Raw genomic sequence first — 20182 nt, forward strand, 5'->3', positions numbered from 1 at the left:
CCGCCGCGTGGAGATCGTCCTCCGCTAAGCGGTCGCGACAGCGACTTCGCCTTCACGGGAAGGGGCGCCGAAAGGCGCCCCTTTCTGCGTTGCAGCATCATCGCGGCTCCGGCAGAATTCATTGACGTGTTTGGTGTAGACTTCCCTCGATGACGACGGCTGCCTCCTCCCGCCGCCTCTCCCTTGCGATCGCGCTGTTCGCCGCCTCAGCGGCGCCGCTCCCCGCAATGGCCCAGGCGGAGTTCGTTTCCGGTCCCTATGTGGCCGGCGGCGCAGGCGTGAATCTCGTTCCCGACACCGACCTCAACCTCGATCGCTCGCTGTCCGGCGCGCTCGGGGCTGCGGGCTATGGACCCTCCGGCAGCGTCGGATTCGACATCGGATTCGGCGGCGTGCTGAGCCTCGGCTGGGGCTTCGGCAATGGCCTGCGCGCCGAGATCGAAGGATCCTGGCGCACCAATTCGGTCGAGAGCGTTTCCGGCGTCGCGGGCTGGAGCAGCCTGCACGCCTTCGGCGGCCGGCAGGACAGCTGGGGCGTGATGGGCAACGTCCTGCTCGACCTCGGAGTCGTCGGGCCGGTGGTGCCCTATGTCGGTCTCGGGGCCGGCTACATCGTCACCGACTGGTCCGGCGTGCGCGGCGTCGGGCAGAACGGCGCCCTTCGGATGACCGTCAACGACAGCGACGGGCAGTTCGCCTACCAGGGCATCGCGGGGCTCGCCTTCCCGCTCGACTTCGCGCCGGGCCTGACGCTGACGGCCGAGTACCGCTTCCTCGGCACGCTCCAGCCGCGGCTCCAGGCGCGGTTCGACAATCCGGCGACGGGCGCGACCGTGGCTCGCGGCACCATCGAGCCGGACAACTACAACCACTCGCTGCTGCTCGGCCTGCGCTACGCGTTCTCGCGCCCCGCGCCGCCTGCTCCGGCGGCGCCCGCGGCGGCACCTGCGACGACGCGCAGCTTCCTCGTCTTCTTCGACTGGAACCGGGCCGACCTGAACGAACGTGCCCGGCAGATCGTGGGCGAGGCCGCGCAGCAGGCCCGCGCCCAGCGGAGCACGCGCATCGAGGTGGCGGGTCATGCCGACCGCTCCGGCACGGTGCAGTACAACCAGGTTCTCTCGCGCCGGCGCGCGGAAACGGTGGCGGCGGAACTGGTGCGCCTCGGCGTTGCGCGGGAGGAAATCACCGTCACCGCTTTCGGCGAGAGCCAGCCGCTCGTCGCGACCGCCGACGACGTCCGCGAGCCGCAGAACCGCCGCGTCGAGATCGTCATCCGCTGAGGCGGATCCCGTCCTGAAATGCAGAAGGGGCGGCCCCGCGGGACCGCCCCTTCGTCTTATCCACGCCCGATCGGACGATCAGCGGCGCGAGGCGCGCGCCGGGCGGGCCGGCGTCGAGCCGCACTCGCCAGGGGTATAGGACTGCGGGATGTTGCGCTCGACCGCGAGCTTCGCGAGGTCGGAAGCCGGCGTCGCGAGGGCCTGGCTGAACAACGAGGTCGCATCCGTGCAGAAGAACGAGCCGGCGCGGATCGCATCCTCGGAATGCTCGTTCGCCAGCGTCGTGTTGAACGAATCCTGGCGCGTGCGGCCCTGCCCGCCATAGGTGCGGGAGAAGTGCACCGCGGCGGCACGGTTCGCATTGGCCAGGTCGCCGCCGAAGCGGCGCATGAACTGGTTGTACGGCTCGGCCTGACGGCACTGCAGGGCGCTGACCATCAGGTAGGTCTGCAGGGCGCGGACATCGAGCGCGGAGCGCTCCTCCGGCCGCAGGCAGCCATCCGCCAGGGCGGGCCCGGCGATCGCGATGCCGCAGATCGCGGCGATGAAGGTACGGGTCTTGGTCATGGGCGCCGGGCGCTCCCTGTCACGATGGAACGGGCCCGGCGTACCGCCCGATTCCACGGGCGCCACGACAGGGCTCCTGATCGCGCTCATTACCGTGCGAGCGCGCTCTGGGGAATCGGAAATTTGTTTCAATCGTCAGCGGAACCAAGTGGTTGCGTGCCGCCGTGAAGACGGCGCCGCAAGGTCATGCTGCGCGGCGCTCCATGACGCGCTTGCGGCACCGCCCGAAGCGCGCGAGCCCCGCCAGGCGGCGGTCGAGGAAGTCGAGCGCCGGGCCGATGTCTTCCGAGCCGTCGCGCAGCCAGAAGGCCAGGGTCGCGCCGTAGATCGCCGCGAGGCTGGCCCGGCGGGTGTACCAGGAGAAGTCGGCCGACCGGTCCCCGGCCGCGTGCCAGATGGCGCTGGCGCTCCGGGCCGCCGTGCGCAGGCCGAGCGGCGCGTTCCACGGCAGCGCGAGCATCGCCATGGCCTGGCGCAGCGCGTCCTTGTGGGGCGCCGCCAGCCGCAGCCGCGCCGCGACCAGGGCGCGGATCCGATCCGGCGTGCGCAGCCCCGCGAGGTCGCCTACGGCGACCGCCATCTGCCGGTCGGTCAGGTCCAGCCAGGCGTCGATCGCGGAGGTGGCGCCGCGTGGGAAGAGGAACTCGGCGTCTTCCTGCGCCATCCCCGCATCGGCGAGGCCTGCCGCGATCGCCCGGAGCGACCAGCCCATCTCGGGCACCAGCGGCAGGATCGTCCGCAACGCGGCGTCGCGGGCCGGGCGGTCGGCTTCGGTCAGGGTCATCATGTCTCCTCCTTCGCCGTGCGGGCCTGGGCGCGGGCGAGTTCCTCGACGAAGCCGAACTGCCCGAGATCCTCCATCCGCATGGGGTAGAGCACGCCGTCGAGGTGGTCGGTCTCGTGCTGCATGACCCTGGCGACGATGCCGGCGGCCTCGCCTGCGATCTCACGGCCATCCATGTCGATGCCGCTGAAGCGCAGGCGGGAGGCTCGCCGCACCGCCCCGCGCAGACCGGGTATGGACAGGCAGCCTTCCCAGGCAAGGTCGGTCTCCTCCCCCACCTGCTCGAGCTCGGGGTTGATCAGGGCGGAGACGCCCCCTGCCCCGGTCCGCCAGACGAACAGGCGCAGCGGCACATGGACCTGCGGGGCGGCAAGGCCGATGCCCCCGGCATCCTCCATCGTTTCGGCCATGTCGGCGATCAGGCGCCGGATCTCGGGCGCGGTCGGGTCCGCGACCTCCTCCGCGCGGCCAAGGAGGACGGGGTGGCCCATGCGGGCGATCTTGAGGAGGGCCATGACGCTCCGAGGGGCGAAAAACGGTTGCGCAGCACACATATAGGGGCCTCGGGTCGCATGCGAGGGCTTCCGGCGCGTTACGAATCCATGCTAAACGCTGCCGCGAAGCGGACCGGGTGACCGGTCGCGCCCGTTTTCGTGCTTTCTGAAACCCAGTTCGCGCAGGAGGTTGCGCCGCGTGCAAGTCGTCGTTCGTGATAACAATATCGACCAGGCGCTGAAGGCGCTGAAGAAGAAGCTGCAGCGGGAAGGTGTGTTCCGCGAGATGAAGCTTCGCCGGCACTACGAGAAGCCGTCCGAGCGCCGCGCGCGCGAGGCTGCCGAGGCCGTCCGTCGCGCCCGCAAGGTCGAGCGCAAGCGCCTGGAGCGCGAGGGCTTCTGAAGCCCTGACCGCCGCCCCGGTTCGGGGCGGCCCCGAGGCACAAGCCGCGGCGTGGGGGAGGCCCCGCGGACCGCGGTTTTTGCTGTTCCTGCCCTGGCACGGACTTTGCCTGCCCCTGGCCCGCAACCAGGAGCCCGCCCTTGCCCCGCACCGTCACCCTGCCCGCGCGCCCCGAGCCCATCACCGTCACCGTCGAGGAGACGGCGCTGGTGATCGTGGACATGCAGAACGCCTACCTCTCGAAGGGCGGCTACATCGACCTGGTGGGGTTCGACGTGTCCGGCGCCCCGCCGGTCATCGCGGAGACCGCCCGCATCGCCATGGCCTGCCGCGCCGTGGGCCTTCCTGTCATCTACCTGCAGAACGGCTTCTCGCCGGACCAGCGGGAGGCACCGCCTTCCGCCCCCGTCTGGCACAAGTCGAACGCGCTGAAGTTCATGCGCGCCAACGAGGCCTATGCCGGGCGATTGATCACCCAGGGCACCTGGGACCACGAGATCGTCCCGGAACTCGCCCCTCAGCCAGGCGACATCGTCGTACCGAAGGCGCGCTATTCGGGCTTCGCGGGCACCACGCTCGAACAGGTGCTGTCGTCGCGGCGCATCCGCACCATGCTGGTCTGCGGCGTGGCATCGAATGTCTGCGTCGAGAGCACGATCCGCGATGCGTACCATCGCGAATTCTTCCCCGTCATGCTGACGGACGCGACCATGGCGGCGGGGCCGGGCCAGCAGCAGGCCACGGAATTCAACGTCGAGCACTTTTTCGGGTGGCTGAGCAGCGGCGCCGAACTGAGGGGCGCGCTGATGGCGAACGCCTGACAAAAAACATGGGGGAGGTGAACCTCCCCCAGACCCTCTCCCTTCTTTGATCACTTGGTACCAAAGAAGGTTGAGGGGGGCCCGGTTCCGCGGGGAGAAGTTCCCTTCTCCCCGGCCTTCCTTACCGCTGCAGCGCCTGCACGATCTCCTGCGTCACCTTCTTGGCGTCGCCGAAGAGCATCATCGTGTTCGGGCGGTAGAACAGCTCGTTCTCCACGCCGGCATAGCCCGAGGACATGCCGCGTTTGATGAAGAACACCGTCTTCGCGCGCTCCACGTCCAGGATCGGCATGCCGTAGATCGCGGACGACTTGTCCGTCTTGGCCGCCGGGTTGGTCACGTCGTTGGCGCCGATGACGAAGGCCACGTCGGCATCCGCGAACTCGGGGTTGATCTCCTCGAGCTCGAAGACCTCGTCGTAGGGCACGTTGGCCTCGGCCAGCAGCACGTTCATGTGCCCGGGCATGCGGCCGGCGACGGGGTGGATCGCGTACTTGATCTCCGCCCCTTCCTTCTTGAGCAGGTCCGCCATCTCGCGCAGCACCTGCTGGGCCTGGGCCACGGCCATGCCGTAGCCCGGCACCACGATGATCTTCTGCGCGTTCTTCATCATGTAGGCGGCATCTTCCGGCGAACCCGCCTTCACCGGCGGACGGTCGCCAACATCGCCGCCACCCGCGGCCGCGCCGCCCTCGGACCCGAACCCGCCCAGCAGCACGTTGATGATGCTGCGGTTCATGCCCTTGCACATGATGTAGGACAGGATGGCACCCGAGGCGCCGACCAGGGCGCCGGTGATGATCAGCAGCAGGTTGCCGATCGTGAAGCCGATGCCCGCCGCCGCCCAGCCCGAGTAGCTGTTCAGCATGGACACCACGACCGGCATGTCCGCCCCGCCGATCGGGATGATCAGCAGGAAGCCGAGCGCGAAGGACAGCAGCGCGATCAGCCAGAACAGCACGCCCGAACCGGTCGCCACGAAGACGATGATCAGCACCAGCAGCAGGATGCCGAGGCCGAGGTTCAGCCAATGCTGCCCGTTGAAGGTGATCGGCGCGCCGGACATCTTCCCCGCCAGCTTGGCGAAGGCGATGACCGAGCCCGAAAAGGTGATGGCACCGATCGCGATGCCGAGCGACATCTCGACCAGCGACTGGGTGTGGATGTGCCCGCGCGTGCCGATCCCGAAGGATTCCGGCGCGTAGAAGGCCGATGCCGCCACGAACACCGCTGCCAGGCCGACCAGCGAGTGGAAGGCCGCGACAAGCTGCGGCAGCGCCGTCATCTGGATGCGCTGCGCCACCACGGTGCCGACCGTGCCGCCGATCGCGAGGCCGGCCAGGATCAGCACGATGCCGCCGAAGCCCATGCCGTGATGGAACAGCGTCGCCACGATGGCGATGCCCATCCCGATCATGCCGAACATGTTGCCCCGGCGGCTCGTTTCGGGGTGGCTCAGGCCGCGCAGCGCCAGGATGAAGAGAACCGAGGCGACCAGGTAGGAGAGGGTCGAGAGCGTCGCACCCATCGGCTCAGCTCCCCTTCTTCTTGAACATGGCGAGCATCCGTCGCGTCACCATGAAGCCGCCGAAGATGTTCACGGCGGCGAGCGTCACGGCGATGAAGCCGAAGATCCGCGCCGCGACCCCATCCGCCGTGCCGGCCGCGAGGATCGCACCCACCACGATAACCGAGGAGATGGCGTTGGTGACGCCCATCAGCGGCGAGTGCAGCGCCGGGGTCACGTTCCACACCACGTGGTAGCCGACGAAGCAGGCCAGCAGGAAGATCGTCAGCAGGTAGAGGAACGGTTCGGCCGCCGCGGCGACCGGGGCGGCGGCCTCGGCCATGCGGCGCGCCTGCTCGGCGAGTTCGAGCGCCCGATGCGCCGCGGCTGTCGCCTGGTTGGCGAGTTCGGTCGGATTCATCGTCCCTGCCCCCTTACGCCGCCGGCTTCATCAGCGGATGGACCACGGCGCCGCCGCGGGTGAGCGTCACGCCCTTCACGATCTCGTCCTCCTCCGGCAGCTTCGGCACCTTCGCTTCCTTGTCCCAGAAGGTGGACAGGAAGGTGAGGAGGTTGCGCGCATAGAGCGCCGAGGCCGCTGCCGGCAGGCGCCCGGGCCAGTTGGTGAAGCCCAGGATCTTCACCCCGTTTTCGGTCACCACCATCTCGCCCGGCTGCGTCAGGGCGCAGTTGCCGCCAGCGTCGGCCGCGATATCCACGATCACCGAACCCGGCTTCATGGTCGCGACCATGGCCGCGGTGACCAGCGTCGGCGCCTTGCGCCCCTGCACCAGCGCGGTGCAGACGACCACGTCCTGCTTCGCGATGTGGGCCGCCACGACCTCGGCCTGCTTGGCGTAGAATTCGGCCGAGAGCTGCTTGGCGTAGCCGCCCGCGGTCTGGGCGGCCTTGCTCTCCTCGTCCTCGTAGCCGACGAAGGAGGCGCCGAGGGACTTGATCTCCTCCATCGCCGCCGGCCGGACGTCGGTCGCCGAGACCCGGCCGCCGAGGCGGCGCGCCGTCGCGATGGCCTGCAGCCCCGCCACGCCCGCGCCCATGATGAAGGCGTTGGCGGCGGGCACCGTGCCGGCCGCCGTCATCATCATCGGGAAGCCCTTGTCGTAGGCGCCCGCCCCCTCGATCACCGCGCGGTAGCCCGCAAGGTTCGCCTGGGAGGACAGCACGTCCATCGACTGGGCGCGCGTGATGCGCGGCAGCAGTTCCATCGAACAGGCGTCGATCCCTGCGCCGGCATAGCGCCCGGCAGCGTCGGCATCGGCGGCGAGGGTGCCGATCAGCAGCGCCCCCTTGCCGATGGCGCCGAACTCCTCGTCGGTCGGCGCCCGCACCTTGAGGACAATGCCGGCCCCGGCCAGCGCGTCGGCGGCCGAGGCGGCAATCGTCGCCCCGGCCTCCGCAAAGGCGGCGTCGGTCATGCCGGACGCGAGGCCCGCCCCCTGCTCGACCGCCACCTCGAGCCCCATGCCGATGTATTTCTTGACCGTCTCGGGCGTTGCCGCGACGCGGGTTTCCCCGTTTCGCCGTTCCTTCAGAACCGCAAGCTTCATGCGGGAGGTCTCCCTGGGCCCGAGTGGTTGATTTCGCACCTACAGGGGGCGCGGCGGGGTGTCCAGCATCCTTCCTGGAACGCGGAACGATCGGCCGCCACGCCCCGATTCAGAACGCGTCCGGGGCGACTCAGGCAGGCCCCGGCACGCCGACCTCGGCCAATGCCGTCTTCTGGCGTTCCGCAAGCTTCGCCTCGTCGAAATCGGCGATCAGCTCGTGGAACAGGTCGTGCCAGTTCACCTTGGCGCCAAGCCGCAGGAACACCGAGCCCAGCCCGATCGCCGCGCGGTCCATCAGCGGGAATTCCCGCGGCACCCGCACGCCGCCGGTACGCTTGAGGCCGGCATGGACCTGCTCGGCGATCTTCCGTCCGTAATTGGGGTCGTCGTTCACCTGGATGGGGCGCACGCGGTCATCGAGCAACGGCTCGTAGAGGAAGCGCGCCCACATGGTGAGCACTTCCATCGTCTCCCGCTTCAGGTCGCGGAAGCCCCAGATACGGTAGGCCTCGACCGCCTTGTCGAAATCGTCGTCGCGCACCGCCTCGTAGAGCATGATGACGCCGCCGATGAAGCTGGGCGGGAAGACCCGGATCACCCCGAAATCGAGCAGGTTGATCCCCCAGCCGTCATTGTCCGGCGCATCCCCGCGCACCTGGTAGTTGCCGAGATGCGGGTCGCCATGGATGACGCCGTAGCGGTAGAGCGGCACGTACCAGGCGCGGAACAGGGCGCGGGCATAGGCGGCGCGCTCCTCCTCGGGCGGATCCTCGTCGATGCGGGCCTGGATGGCGCGGCCGTCGAGCCAGGTCATCGTCAGCAGGCGGCGCGTGCAGAAATCCTGCACCGGCTCGGGCACCCGCACGCCGGGGACGCCCTTCAGCATCAGGCCATACAGGCGCTGCTGCGCGGCTTCCCGCAGGTAGTCCAGTTCCTCCCGCAGCCGGTCCGACAGTTCGGCATAGGCTTCGTCGTTCTCGAGCGTCGGGTCCATCCGGCGATAGATTGCCATGGCGATCTTCAGCTGGCGGAGATCGGCCTCCACCACGGATGCCATGTCCGGATATTGCAGCTTGCAGGCGACGCGGCGCCCGTCCGGCAGCACCGCGCGGTGCACCTGGCCGAGCGAGGCGGCGGCCGCCGCTTCGCGCTCGAAGGAGGCGAAGCGCGTCTCCCAGGCCGGGCCGAGCTCGCTCGCCATGCGGCGGCGCACGAAGGGCCAGCCCATCGGCGGCGCATTCGCCTGCAGCGTGGCCAGTTCCTTCGCGTATTCCGGCGGCAGCGCGTCCGGCACGGTCGAGAGGAACTGCGCGACCTTCATCATCGGACCCTTGAGCCCGCCAAGGATGGCCTTGAGGTCCTCGGCATGCGCCGCGCTGTCCGCCTTCATGCCGAACAGGCGCTGGCCCGCGACGCGCGCGGCGATGCCGGTGACCGCGCCCGAGGTGCGCAGCATCCGCCGCGCCTCCCCGAACAGCGTGCTGCCTTCGCGCTCAGCCATCCGCGCGCTCGAGCTCGTCGATGAAGCCGGAGATGACGTCGAGGCCCTTGGTCCAGAAGGCCGGGTCCGCGGCGTTCAGGCCGAAGGGCGCGAGCAGTTCCTTGTGCCGCTTGGTGCCGCCCGCGCGCAGCATGTCGAGGTACTTGGCCTCGAAATCCTTCACGCTGCCGTCGCGGTAGACGCCGTAGAGCGCGTTCACCAGGCAATCCCCGAAGGCATAGGCGTAGACGTAGAAGGGCGAGTGGATGAAGTGCGGGATATAGGCCCAGTAGACGCCGTAGTCCGGGGTGAACTCGAAGGCGGGGCCGAGGCTTTCCGTCTGCACCTGCATCCACAGCTCGGCGATGCGCTCGGCCGAGAGCTCGCCCTTGCGGCGCTCGTCATGGAGCAGCGTCTCGAAGCGGTAGAAGGCGATCTGGCGGACCACCGTGTTGAGCATGTCCTCGACCTTGCCGGCGAGCATTGCCCGGCGGCGCTTCGGGTCGGTCTCGGCATCGAGCACGGCGCGGAAGGTCAGCATCTCCCCGAACACGGACGCTGTCTCGGCCAGGGTCAGCGGCGTCGAGGACATCAGGTAGCCTTGCGCGCCGGCGAGGATCTGGTGCACGCCATGGCCCAGCTCATGGGCCAGCGTCATCACGTCGCGCGACTTGCCGTGGTAGTTCAGCAGCAGATAGGGGTGCGCCGAGGGCACCGTCGGATGCGCGAAGGCGCCCGAGGCCTTGCCCGGCCGCAGCGCGGCGTCGATCCACGGCTTGTCGAAGAAGCGCCGGCCGATCGCGGCGAGTTCCGGGCTGAAGGCGGCGTAGGAGTTGAGCACGCGCTCCACCGCCTCGTGCCACGGGATGCGGCGGTCATCCTCGTCCGGTAGCGGCGCGTTGCGGTCCCAGTGCTGCATGATAGGCAGCCCGAGCCACTTCGCCTTCATGCCGTAGTAGCGATGCGACAGGCGCCCATAGTTCGAGGTGACGGCGGAGACGAGCGCGTCCACCACCTCGTCCTCGACCATGTTGGAGCGGTTCCGGTAGGAGCCCGGGCGCGGATAGTGGCGCCACTTGTCCTCGATCTCCTTGTCCTTCGCCAAGGTGTTGGTGATCAGCGAGAACAGCCGCACCCGCTCCCCGAAGGCGGCCGACACGCCCTTCGCCGCCGCCTCGCGCTTCGAGCGGTCGCGGTCGGAGAAGCGGTTCAGCGCGGCGGAGACGGTGAGTTCCTCCTCGCCGACCTTCACCTTCATGTTGGCGATGGTCTCGTCGAACAGCCGGTTCCAGGCGGAGGCCCCGGCGACTTCCTTCTCGTGCAGCAGCTTCTCGACCTCGTCAGACAGCTGGTGCGGGCGGAAGACGCGCAGGTCGCGCAGCCAGGGCCGCCACCGACGCAGCGCCTCGGATCCACCGGCCTTGGTCTCGAGGAGATGGTCCTCGAGCCGGTTCACCTCGAGGGTGAAGAACAGCAGGTGCGAGGAGATGTTCGTCACCCGCTCCTGCATCGTCTGGTAGAAGCGGCCATTGGCCGGATCCTGCGCGTCGCCGCTGAAGACCAGGCCGGCATAGGAGGTGACGCGGCCGAGCCGCTCCCACAGCCCCTCGTAATCCGCGATGCCCTGAGCGAGAACGTCGCCGGTCAGCCCGGCGAGGCGCCCCTGGTAGCGCGTCTCGAAGGCGCGGGCCTCGGCCTCGGCGCGGTCGAGGTCGGCTGCCAGCCGCGGGTCGTCCGGCGCGGCGTAGAGGTCCGAGAGGTCCCAGACGGGCAGCGCCGCGTCCGCGGCGGCAGCGCGGTCGAGGGGGGCGCGGGCGGGGGTCGGAAGGGCGATCGTGCTCACGTGGCCCATATAGGCCAAACGGGAGCATGGCCAAGCGCTTCCGCGCCCCTTACACCGTTACGCGATCAAGACCGGGGGAGGCACGATGCCGAAGTCGCAGCGGAACTGGCCGACGCTGCCGGCCATGATGCTGGCGCTGGCCGCCGAATGGGCGGACCGCCCGCTGTTCCGTTACTGGCAGGGGGGTGCCTGGCAATCCCTGCGCTGGGGCGATTTCGCGCTGCGCGTGGCCTCGGTCGCCGCGTTCCTGCGCGCCAAGGGGGTCGGGCCGGGCGACCGGGTGATGCTGGTCAGCGAGAACCGGCCGGAATTCCCGATCGCCGACACCGCCATCATGGCGATCGGCGCGGTCACGGTGCCGACCTACACGACCAACCTCGCCGGAGACCACGCCCACATCCTGCGCGATTCGGGGGCGCGGACGGCGATCGTGTCGACCCGCCGGCTGGCCGAGAAGGTGCTGGAAGGCGCGGCATTGGCGAACGGGCTCGACCTGCTGATCACCTTCGAGGATCCGCCCACCGATGCCGGCCTCCTCGCCCATGGCTGGGCCGAGGCGATCGCGACCCCGGGCGACGTCGCCGCCCTGCATGCCGAGGCCGAGGCCGGCCCGACCGACAGCCTGGCCTGCCTGATCTACACCTCGGGCACCGGCGGGCTGCCGAAGGGGGTGATGCTGCCGCACCGCGCGCTGCTCGCGAACCGCGCCGGGGTGGTGCCGCTGGCGGACCGGCTGGGCCTCAAGGGCAAGCCCTATCTCTCCTTCCTGCCGCTGTCGCATTCCTATGAGCACACCGTGGGCGGGTTCCTGCTCCCCTCGGTCGGCATGGAGGTGGTCTATTCGCGTGGCGCCGACCGGCTTTCCCATGAGCTGGCCGAGATCAAGCCCGCGGTCCTGACCGCCGTGCCGCGCCTGTTCGAGGTGCTGCGCGGGCGCATCCTGCTGGGGCTGGAGAAGGAGACGCCCTTCAAGCGGCGCCTGTTCGACCGGACGGTGGAGCTCGGCCTGCGGAAGATGGACGGGCCGCCGCTCGGCCTGTTCGAGAAGCTGCAGGACCTGGTGCTGGACCGGCTGGTGCGGACCAAGACGCGGGCGCGCTTCGGTGGGGAATTGCTGGCGATGGTCTCGGGCGGGGCGCGGCTCGATCCGGACCTCTCGGGCTTCTTCCTCGCCCTTGGCCTGCCGGTGTTGCAGGGCTACGGCCAGACCGAGGCCGGGCCGGTCGTCTCGGTGAACCTGCCCTGGGCCAACCGCCGCCACACCGTCGGCCCGCCGCTGCAGGGGGTGGAGTTGCGCATCGCCGAGGATGGCGAGGTGCTGGTGCGCGGCGACCTTGTCATGACCGGCTATTGGAACAATCCCGAGGCCACGGCCGCGGCCTTCCGCGCGCCGAACGGCGAGACCGACAACTGGCTGCACACCGGCGATGTCGGCGTCCTCGAGGACGGCTACCTGCGCATCACCGACCGCAAGCGGGACTTCATCAAGACACTGGGCGGCGACATGGTGAGCCCGGCCAAGGTGGAATCCCTGCTGATGGCGGAACCCGAGGTCCACCAGGCGGTGGTCGCGGGCGAAGGTAGGCCCGGTATCGTCGCCCTGGTCGTACCGGCGGACGGCATGGCCGACAAGGTCGCCGAGGCGGTGCGCCGGGTGAACGGGAAGCTCGCGACCATCGAACGCATCCGCCACTTCGCGGTGACCGAGCCCTTCACCATCGACAACGGCCTCCTCACGCCGACGATGAAGGTGAAGCGCCGCGCGGCGATCGAGGCGCGCACCGGGGAGTTCGAACGCCTCTGGGGCTGAGGCGCTGGACGCGCGGCGCGGGCGGGTGGAGGCTCGGCGCATGACGACCTCCCCTTCCGATGCGCTCGACGCGCTGTGGCGCCTGGCCGGTCTCGGTCCGGCGGCCATGCCGCCCGCACGCCTGACCGGCGCCGATCCGCTCCAGCCCTCCACCTTCGCGGTCGGCACCTCGGCCGTGGCGAGCATCGCCGCCGCGGGCGCGGCCGCCGCGGCAATCCACCAGGCGCGCGGCGGGCCGGCGCAGCAGGTGGCGGTCGACATGGCCCATGCGCTGACCGAGTTCCATTCCGAGCGCCACCTGCGCGTCGACGGGCGCGAGGTGCATGAGGGCTGGGACCGCATCGCGGGGCTGCATCCCTGCGGCGACGGGCGCTGGATCCGCCTGCACACGAATTTCCCGCACCACCGGGACGCGGTGCTGCGGGTGCTCGGCTGCGACTACGACCGCGAGGCGGTGACGCGCGCCCTCGGCGCCTGGAGGGCCGAGGAGGCGGAGAGCGCGATCTACGCCGCCGGCGGCGTCGCGACCATGACGCGCAGCCTGGATGAATGGGCCGCCTCGCCGCAGGGACAGGCGGCGGGGTCCCTGCCGGCCGTCGTGATCGAGCGCATCGGGGATGCGCCGCCCACGCCGCTGCCGCCGCTCGCCGCGCGACCTTTGGAAGGCCTCCGCGTGCTCGACCTGACCCGCGTCATTGCGGGGCCGGTCGCCGGGCGGACGCTGGCGGCGCATGGGGCGGAGGTGCTGCACGTCACCAGCCCGACCCTCCCCAGCCTGCCGCCGCTGGTGATGGACACCGGGCGAGGCAAGCGCTGCACGGCGCTCGACCTGCGCGACCCTATGCAGGCGGCGACGCTGCAGAGCCTCGCGGGCCAGGCCGACATCTTCCTGCAGGGCTACCGCCCGGGTGCGATCGCCGGGCTCGGATTCACGCCGGAGGCGCTGGCGGCACTGAAGCCGGGCATCATTTGCGTGTCGCTATCGGCCTTCGGGCATCTCGGGCCCTGGGCCGGGCGGCGCGGCTTCGACTCCCTCGTGCAGAACGCGGACGGCATCAACGACGCCGAAGGCCTCGCGGGCGGCGAGGCGAAGCCGCGCCCCCTGCCCTGCCAGGCGCTCGATCATGCCTCCGGCTACCTGCTCGCCTTCGGCGCCATGGCGGCGCTGCTGCGCCGCGCGACCGAGGGCGGGTCCTGGCTGGTACGCGTCTCGCTCGCCGGCACGGGGGAGTGGATCAAGCGGCTCGGGCGGGTCGAGGGCGGGCTGGCGGCGCCGGGCATCGCCGACATCGCGCCCTTCCTCGAGGAGAGCGACAGCGGCTACGGCCGCATGACGGCGGTGCGGCACGCGGCGATGCTGTCCGCGACGCCCGCGCATTGGGCGCTGCCGTCGATGCCGCTCGGCAGCCATCCGCCGGCCTGGCAGGGTTCGTGACGGCGGCGGGCGATCCCGCCGGCGGCGCGCTCGTCGGCTTGATCCAGGCGAGCCTCAACGGGATCGCCCGGCTGGAGGCCGGAGCCCGGCGGGTCGATCCCGAGACCATCTTCGACCTGATCGCCGGCTTCGATGGCGCGGATGCGGAGGTTGCGGAGGCGCTGGCGCTCTCCCGCGCGACGGATTGGCCGGAACGGCTCGGCCCCGTCCGCGCCTGCGTCGAAGCTTCGGCGGAAGCCGCGGCGCAGGGCCTCGCCGCCCTGGCGCGCGCTGGCGAGGCGCCCGACCCGCTGCGTGCCGCCGGGCGCGCCTTCCGCGCCGCGCCGCGCGCGAGCGAGGCGATCTACCCGCTCGCCCCCTTCGTCACGCTGGTCAGCGACGCTTTCCTCACCCCGGCCGCGCGGACGGACGAGGCCCTGCGCGCGCGGATCGCCGCCACGCCCCCGGGGCGGGAGGGCACCGGGACGATGCATCTCGGCGGCCCGCCGGGCACGCGCGGCGGTGCGGCCGTCTACATCCCCGAATACCTGGCCGAGGACGAACCCGCGCCGCTGGTCGTCGCGCTGCATGGCGGCAGCGGGAACGGGCGGGACTTCCTCTGGACCTGGCTGAGGGATGCGCGCAGCCGCGGCTGCATCCTCATCGCGCCGACCGCGGCGGGGGACACCTGGGCGCTCGGCGAGCCCGCGATCGACGGGGCGCACATCGCCGCCACGATCGACGCCATGGCGCAGCGCCGCGCCATCCATCCGACGCGGCGCCTGCTCACCGGCATGAGCGACGGCGGCACCTTCACCTACACCTATGGCCTTGGGGCCGGGTGCGGCTTCAGCCACCTCGCGCCGGTCGCGGCGGCGTTCAACCGCTTCATCATGGGCTTCGCCGATGCGGAACGCCTTGCCGGCCTGCCCATCCGCATCGTCCACGGCGCGCAGGACTGGATGTTCCCGGTCGAGACCGCGGAGGCCGCCGCGCGCGCCCTGGCAGCCGCCGGCGCGCGCGTGGACTTCGAACCGATCGAGGACCTCGCGCACGCCTATCCGCGCGAGGCGAATGCGCGGATCCTCGACTGGTTCCTGGCGGGCTAGGCCGCGATCGCGCTCACGCCGGGCACCGCGCCGCCGCGCAGCGCGCCCGGTTCGGTGCGGCCCCACTGGACGCGATGGCCTTCCGGCAGCGCGCGGCTTTCCGGCACGGCAAGCCAGATGCGCTGCAGCACGCGATGCTTCCCGCTCGTCGCGTCGTCCGCGTAGGCGGTGCGGCCGTGATAGGTGACGTGCTGGTTCAGCAATTGGATGTCGCCCGGCGTGAAGGGCGCCTCGGCGCAGAGCGCGTCGGCCAGCGCGGCGAGCATGTCCATCGCCTCGACCTGCACGGGCTCGAGGGGCGGCACGCCCGGCTGGTCATGCGCCATCTCGACATAGGTGCGCGAGTACTGGCTGGTGAACGCACCGCCCGGACCGCGCGCGAAGACCGGCATGCGGAAGACGCGGTCGCTGTGGCCCACGCCTTCCTCGTCCGCCGGGCGCATGCGCCAGAAATCCTGGTACAGCACGCGCAGCAGGTCCGGCCGCCGGCGCGCCATCTCGTCATGGATCGCGACCGTCGAGACGACACGGGAGACGCCGCCCTCGATCCCGTTGGACGCGCAGAGCAGCGCCAGCACGTCGCATTTGTCGGTATGGAAGCGCAGCGGTCCGGTCGAGCGGGACCGCGCGCGCGCCGAAGGCACCGGCCCGCTGCCGTCGCCGGTCACGGCGATGCCCTTGCCGGTCTCGTCCTTCACCTCGGCGAGCACCTCCCCGGTCGTGTTCTGCAGCAGCGGCGTGCCGATGTTGCAGGCCAGGCCCCAGAACAGGCGCTTCAGGTCGTCGGTCGCGATGCGATCGACCGGCAGGCCAGACAGGCGCACCACGCCGGCGCCATGTTCCAACTCCCGACCGACCTCGGCCAGCAGGGGCGCCAGCGCGGGGATGGCGAAGCCTTCGCGGCCGAAGCGCGGCGGGGCGCGGCCGGCGTCCCGCACGGACGCCGTCGCGGCCTCCAGCGCGGCGATCTCCTCGGCGGTCAGCCGCCGCGGCCAGAAGCCGCGGGTGGCGAGTTCGGCGCCGCGCCAGGCGACGGCGCCACCGATCGGGGCGATGGTCTCGGTCATGGGCGTTCCCTTCAGTTCACGCTGATGCCGCGCTCGCGGATGATCGTCGCCCAGCGGGCGCTTTCGGCCGCGATGCGCTCGGCGAAGCCGGCACGGGTGTTGGGCAGGTAGACCAGTCCCTGCTCGGCCAGGAATTGCTGCATGTCGGGCCGCTGCGCGACCTCTGTGTAGACGGCGTACAGCCGGTCCAGCACCGCATCGGGCGTTCGTGCCGGCGCGATCACCGCATACCAGGTCGAGACTTCGATGCCCGGCTGGCCGGCCTCGGCCAGCGTCGGCACCTCGGGCAGTTGCGGCACGCGCGTCGGCGTGGTGACGGCGAGCGCGCGCACGCGCCCGTCGCGGATCGCGGGCAGGATGGTGGGCAGCGTCTCGAACATCGCCTGGATGTCGTTCGCGAGCAGCGCGATCAGGCTGTCGGTGTTGCCGCGATAGGGCACGTGCTCCATGGCGATGCCGTCGCGCTGCCTGAACATCTCGAAGATCAGGTGCTGCGCCGTGCCGATGCCGACCGATCCGTAGTTCAGCCGACCGGGCCGCGCCTTCGCGAGCGCGATGAGGTCCGCCACCGATTGCGCCGGCAGGTCCTTGTTCACCACGAGCACGAGCGGGGAGGCCGCGAACATCGTCACCGGCGCGAGGTCCCGCGCCACGTCGAAGGGCATGTCGCGGTACAGGTTGGGGAAGATCGTCAGCGGCCCGAGATTGCCCATGCCGATCACGTAGCCGTCCGGCGCGGCGCGCGCGACCTCGGCCACGCCGATCCGCCCGCCCGCGCCCGGCCTGAAGTCGTTGACGACGGTCTGGCCGAGGGCCGCGCCGACGCGGTCGTTGAAGGCCCGCGCGATCAGGTCGTTCAGCCCGCCCGGCGGCCAGGGAACCACGAAGCGGATCGGCCGCGCGGGCCAGGGTGCCTGGGCATGGGCGGCGGGGGCCGCGGCGGCGAGGCCGAGCAGCGCCGGCAGGGCGCGACGGCTGGTCTGGAACATCGGCGGGCGGGCCCTCGCGGCGCTCTTGAAGATGGCCGGAGCCTCCGCCGCCCGGCGCGGCCGGTCAAGACAGGCCGATCAATCCGGCAGCACCGACGCATCGAGCGGCAGCACCGCCCCCATCCAGACCGCGTGCTCGAGGTGGTCCACCTTCTGCCGCCCCGTTTCCGGATGCACGAGCACCGTCAGCCCTTCGCGGTTCAGCGCGATGAACGGCATCAGGGTGGGGAACAGCGCCGGGGCGAAGGCCACCTGGTACATCGCCTGGGGATGCGGCCCGACCGGCACGTCGTGCCAGCGGCCGAGGCGCGCCTCCGGGAAGGCATCGGCGATGCCTTCGCGCAACCTCGCCGCCGCCTCGCGCGTCGTGGGGTCATAGTAGATGTGGGCGTGCCAGCCCTGAATGCTGTCGGGTGCGGCAAACATCGGGCGACCCTCAGCGTCGCCGCCGGACGAGGCTTGGGAACGACGCATCGCGCAGGATGTGCATGATCTTTCCTCCCCCGGCCGAGCGAGCCTGCCACGGCGCGGCGCATCGCGAAACCGTGAAGCCGTCCCGCTCGCTGGGGTCCGGGGTCCTCAACGGTCCCGTCGTGCTTGGGCCGCCTTCACGAAGGCCGACACCCGGCCGATCTCGCGCGGGTCGGTCCGGACCGTGCGCTTGCGGCTCGGCTTCGCGTGCATGCCGACGTCCGCGCTGTCGCCGGCCGCCGGGTGGTGCGCCCGGGCGGCGTGCTTGCGCGCCAATGCATCGCGCAGCGCCGCGGCGTGCCAGGCGCGCCGAGCCTCCCCCTGAAGGATATCCAGCCGGTGATTCACCCGCTTGAGCGCCGCGGCATAGACCTGCTTGCGGCGCGCCAGCGCGACGTCGTTGCCCGACACCGCGCGCGGTTCGCCCTTGCCGCGGCGGGCGCGGCGGTTGGTGTGCAACATGCCGCGCAGGCGGTCGCGCTGCTCCCGCAGCTGCCGCGCCAGGGCGAGAACGTCCTCGGCAGGCAGATCGGCCAGGGCCGGGTAGTGGCTCTGGGCAATCGCGGCGTAGTCGTCACCCAGAATCTTGCGCTCGGTGCTGATGCTTTCGGCCATGCCGGTGTTTCTCCCAGTTGTCGTTGCAGCGGCAGGATGCCCTGTCGGGCCTTCCTACCGGACGGCTTCCACCCGATAGCGGGACGCGGCGCCAAGGCCGCCGCCGCGATCTAGAGCGGCAGGATGATGGGGATCAGTAGCACACAGACCAGCATCACCACGATGCTGAAGGGCACGCCGACCTTGATGAAATCCCCGAAGGTGTAATTGCCGGGCCCGACCACGAGCGTGTTCACCGGTGAGGACACCGGCGTCATGAAGGCCGTCGAGGCCGCCAACGCGACCGTCATCGCGAAGGGATAGGGAGAGGCGCCGATCTCCTGTGCCACCGCCAGCGCCACGGGTGCCATGAGCACCGCGGTCGCGGTGTTGGAGATGAACAGGCCGAGCATCGCCGTGATGACGAAGATCACAGCCAGGATCACGCGCGGCGCCGCCTCGCCGGCGAGCGCCACCACCGCATCGGCGGCGAGGTCCACCCCCCCCGTGCGTTGCAGCGCGATCGAGAAGGGCAGCATGCCCACGATCAGCACCAGGCTCTTCCAGGAGATCGATCGATAGGCGCTGTTGAGGTCGATGCAGCCGAACAGTCCCATCAGCAGGCAGCCGATGAGCGCCGCGTGCACATTCGGGACGATCCCGCTGATCATAAGCCCGACCGTCAGGGCCAGGACCGCGACCGCCTGTGGTGCCCGGCCGGCGGCCGGCAGCAGGTCGGCATGTTCCGCCGGCAGGTTGAGGATCACGAGGCTGCGGCCATCGGTCTGCAGGCGCCGGATGTCGGCCCAGAAGCCCGTCAGCAGCAGCGTGTCGCCCGTCTTCAGCTTCTCCTCCAGCAGATCCGCGCCGACCACGGTGTTGCCGTGGCGCAGGCCGATCGCCGTCAGCCGGTACTCGGCGCGCATGCGAGCCTGCAGCACGGTCGATCCGACGAGAGGGGAGTCGGGCGTCACCACCGCCTCGACCATGCCGATCTGCTGGGACCGGTCGAGGAAGAAACCACCTTCGGCGAGCGGCAGCACCTGGAGCCGATACTCCTCGCGCATCGATCGCATGCGCTCGGCGCTCATGCGCACGTCGATCAGGATCACGTCGCCCACCTGGATCTCGGTCGCGCCGCTCGGGCGGATCAGGTCGGTCGCGAAGTGGCCCTGGCGTTCGATGGCGAGGATGTTCACCCCCTCCTTGCGCAGGTTCAGGCCCTCCAGCCGCTGACCGACCAGCGGGGAATCCGCGGTGACACGCAGGCGGAAGGCGCGCCCGTCGAGGTCGTAGATCTTCGCCCATTCGCCGAGGCTGGGCGCGCGGCGCTGCTCGCCCGTCTGTTCCCGCCGGTCGGGCAGCAGGCGCCGGGCGAACAACATGTAGCCGATGCCGAGGACAAGCACCGGAATGCCGAAGGGCGTGAAGGCGAAGAAGGCGAAGCCGGCATGGCCCTGGCGGACCAGTTCCGCGCTGACCACCAGGTTCGGCGCGGTCGCGACCAGGGTCATCATGCCGCTGATCAGCGCCGCGACGGACAGCGGCATCATCAGCTGACTGGGCGCGGCGCCGGTGTTGCGGCAGATCCGCAGCACGATCGGGATGAAGATCGCGACCACCGCCGTCGAGCTCATGAAGGCGCCGAGGCCGGCGCCCGCGATCATCAGCAGCACCAGCAGCCGCGTCTCGCTGTTGCCGGCCTTGCGGTTGAGCATGTCGCCGATGGCCTGGGCGGTGCCCGTGCGCACCAGCGCCTCCCCGATCACGAACAGCCCGGCGAGCAGGACGATGGAGGGATCGGCGAAGCCGGCCAGCGCCTCGTTGATCGACAGCACGCCGGTGAAGGGCAGCAGCACGATCATCAGCAGCCCGACCGCGTCCATGCGCGGACGGTTGGCGATGAACATGACGATGGCGGCGCCGAGCAGCCCGAGGACGATGAGGAGGTCGGTGTTCATGGCTTCCGGGTCCGGCG

The 20182-nt window shown here is 70.6% G+C and carries 19 protein-coding genes; 6 read left to right on the top strand and 13 right to left on the bottom strand.

Annotated features, from left to right (window positions below; genetic code table 11):
- Positions 1–149: 149 nt before the first annotated feature.
- On the top strand, positions 150–1283 hold the full coding sequence (locus GWK16_RS20450) for an OmpA family protein (RefSeq protein WP_170055833.1): 1134 nt from the start codon (positions 150–152) through the stop codon (positions 1281–1283).
- 78 nt (positions 1284–1361) lie between these two features.
- Here the strand turns inward: GWK16_RS20450 and GWK16_RS20455 are convergent, their stop codons facing one another.
- From GWK16_RS20455 to def, 3 genes are all read right to left on the bottom strand, one after another.
- Complete coding sequence (locus GWK16_RS20455; RefSeq protein ID WP_170055834.1) at positions 1362–1850, bottom strand: hypothetical protein; 489 nt, start codon at positions 1848–1850, stop codon at positions 1362–1364.
- Between the two features lie 184 nt (positions 1851–2034).
- Positions 2035–2637 carry a COQ9 family protein gene (locus GWK16_RS20460; RefSeq protein ID WP_248291526.1) on the bottom strand — a complete coding sequence of 201 codons (603 nt, stop codon included), beginning with the start codon at positions 2635–2637 and terminating at the stop codon, positions 2035–2037.
- On the bottom strand, positions 2634–3149 hold the full coding sequence (def, locus tag GWK16_RS20465) for a peptide deformylase (RefSeq protein ID WP_170055835.1): 516 nt from the start codon (positions 3147–3149) through the stop codon (positions 2634–2636). The genes GWK16_RS20460 and def overlap by 4 nt, the downstream gene beginning before the upstream one ends.
- Before the next feature lie 178 nt (positions 3150–3327).
- Here def and rpsU point away from each other — a divergent pair, with 178 nt between their 5' ends.
- Both rpsU and GWK16_RS20475 read left to right on the top strand, forming a co-directional pair.
- A complete protein-coding gene (gene rpsU / locus GWK16_RS20470) occupies positions 3328–3531 on the top strand; it encodes a 30S ribosomal protein S21 (protein ID WP_007006360.1) in 204 nt (67 codons plus the stop codon).
- Positions 3532–3671: 140 nt separating this feature from the next.
- Entirely contained in the window at positions 3672–4352 is a 681-nt protein-coding gene (locus GWK16_RS20475; RefSeq protein ID WP_248291527.1) for an isochorismatase family protein, read from the top strand.
- Positions 4353–4473: 121 nt separating this feature from the next.
- Here GWK16_RS20475 and GWK16_RS20480 read toward each other — a convergent pair whose 3' ends face one another.
- The 5 genes from GWK16_RS20480 to GWK16_RS20500 all read right to left on the bottom strand — a co-directional run bounded on the left by GWK16_RS20480 (position 4474) and on the right by GWK16_RS20500 (position 10759).
- Positions 4474–5880, bottom strand: coding sequence for an NAD(P)(+) transhydrogenase (Re/Si-specific) subunit beta (locus GWK16_RS20480; protein ID WP_170055836.1), 1407 nt, complete (start codon positions 5878–5880; stop codon positions 4474–4476).
- Positions 5881–5884: 4 nt separating this feature from the next.
- Complete coding sequence (locus tag GWK16_RS20485; RefSeq protein ID WP_170055837.1) at positions 5885–6280, bottom strand: NAD(P) transhydrogenase subunit alpha; 396 nt, start codon at positions 6278–6280, stop codon at positions 5885–5887.
- Positions 6281–6293: 13 nt separating this feature from the next.
- A complete protein-coding gene (locus GWK16_RS20490; RefSeq protein WP_170055838.1) occupies positions 6294–7427 on the bottom strand; it encodes a Re/Si-specific NAD(P)(+) transhydrogenase subunit alpha in 1134 nt (377 codons plus the stop codon).
- A 130-nt stretch (positions 7428–7557) separates the two neighbouring features.
- Positions 7558–8928 carry an ABC1 kinase family protein gene (locus GWK16_RS20495; RefSeq protein ID WP_170055839.1) on the bottom strand — a complete coding sequence of 457 codons (1371 nt, stop codon included), beginning with the start codon at positions 8926–8928 and terminating at the stop codon, positions 7558–7560.
- The gene (locus GWK16_RS20500; protein ID WP_170055840.1) at positions 8921–10759 is read right to left on the bottom strand and encodes a M3 family oligoendopeptidase; all 1839 of its coding nucleotides are present in this window, start codon (positions 10757–10759) and stop codon (positions 8921–8923) included. Before GWK16_RS20500 ends, GWK16_RS20495 begins: the two co-directional genes overlap by 8 nt.
- A gap of 76 nt (positions 10760–10835) precedes the next feature.
- Between GWK16_RS20500 and GWK16_RS20505 the strand changes: the two genes are divergently transcribed.
- The 3 genes from GWK16_RS20505 to GWK16_RS20515 are packed head-to-tail and all read left to right on the top strand — an operon-like array spanning position 10836 to position 15083.
- Positions 10836–12560: an AMP-dependent synthetase/ligase gene (locus GWK16_RS20505; RefSeq protein WP_170055841.1), complete on the top strand. Its 1725-nt coding sequence runs from the start codon at positions 10836–10838 to the stop codon at positions 12558–12560.
- Between the two features lie 40 nt (positions 12561–12600).
- Positions 12601–13995, top strand: coding sequence for a CoA transferase (locus GWK16_RS20510; protein WP_170055842.1), 1395 nt, complete (start codon positions 12601–12603; stop codon positions 13993–13995).
- A complete protein-coding gene (locus tag GWK16_RS20515; RefSeq protein ID WP_170055843.1) occupies positions 13992–15083 on the top strand; it encodes a phospholipase in 1092 nt (363 codons plus the stop codon). Before GWK16_RS20510 ends, GWK16_RS20515 begins: the two co-directional genes overlap by 4 nt.
- Here GWK16_RS20515 and GWK16_RS20520 read toward each other — a convergent pair.
- The 5 genes from GWK16_RS20520 to GWK16_RS20540 form a co-directional block, all read right to left on the bottom strand.
- Positions 15080–16150 (bottom strand): TauD/TfdA family dioxygenase, encoded by a 1071-nt coding sequence (locus tag GWK16_RS20520; protein ID WP_170055844.1) that lies wholly within the window; start codon positions 16148–16150, stop codon positions 15080–15082. The two genes, GWK16_RS20515 and GWK16_RS20520, sit on opposite strands and share 4 nt — an antisense overlap.
- Before the next feature lie 11 nt (positions 16151–16161).
- On the bottom strand, positions 16162–17139 hold the full coding sequence (locus GWK16_RS20525) for a Bug family tripartite tricarboxylate transporter substrate binding protein (RefSeq protein ID WP_170055845.1): 978 nt from the start codon (positions 17137–17139) through the stop codon (positions 16162–16164).
- A 78-nt stretch (positions 17140–17217) separates the two neighbouring features.
- Entirely contained in the window at positions 17218–17565 is a 348-nt protein-coding gene (locus GWK16_RS20530) for a DOPA 4,5-dioxygenase family protein (protein ID WP_170055846.1), read from the bottom strand.
- 153 nt (positions 17566–17718) lie between these two features.
- On the bottom strand, positions 17719–18225 hold the full coding sequence (locus GWK16_RS20535; protein ID WP_170055847.1) for a hypothetical protein: 507 nt from the start codon (positions 18223–18225) through the stop codon (positions 17719–17721).
- A 110-nt stretch (positions 18226–18335) separates the two neighbouring features.
- Positions 18336–20165: an SLC13 family permease gene (locus GWK16_RS20540; protein WP_170055848.1), complete on the bottom strand. Its 1830-nt coding sequence runs from the start codon at positions 20163–20165 to the stop codon at positions 18336–18338.
- Positions 20166–20182: the final 17 nt, after the last annotated feature.

Origin of the sequence: Neoroseomonas marina, assembly GCF_012927745.1 — a bacterium.
Taxonomy (GTDB): domain Bacteria; phylum Pseudomonadota; class Alphaproteobacteria; order Acetobacterales; family Acetobacteraceae; genus Neoroseomonas; species Neoroseomonas marina.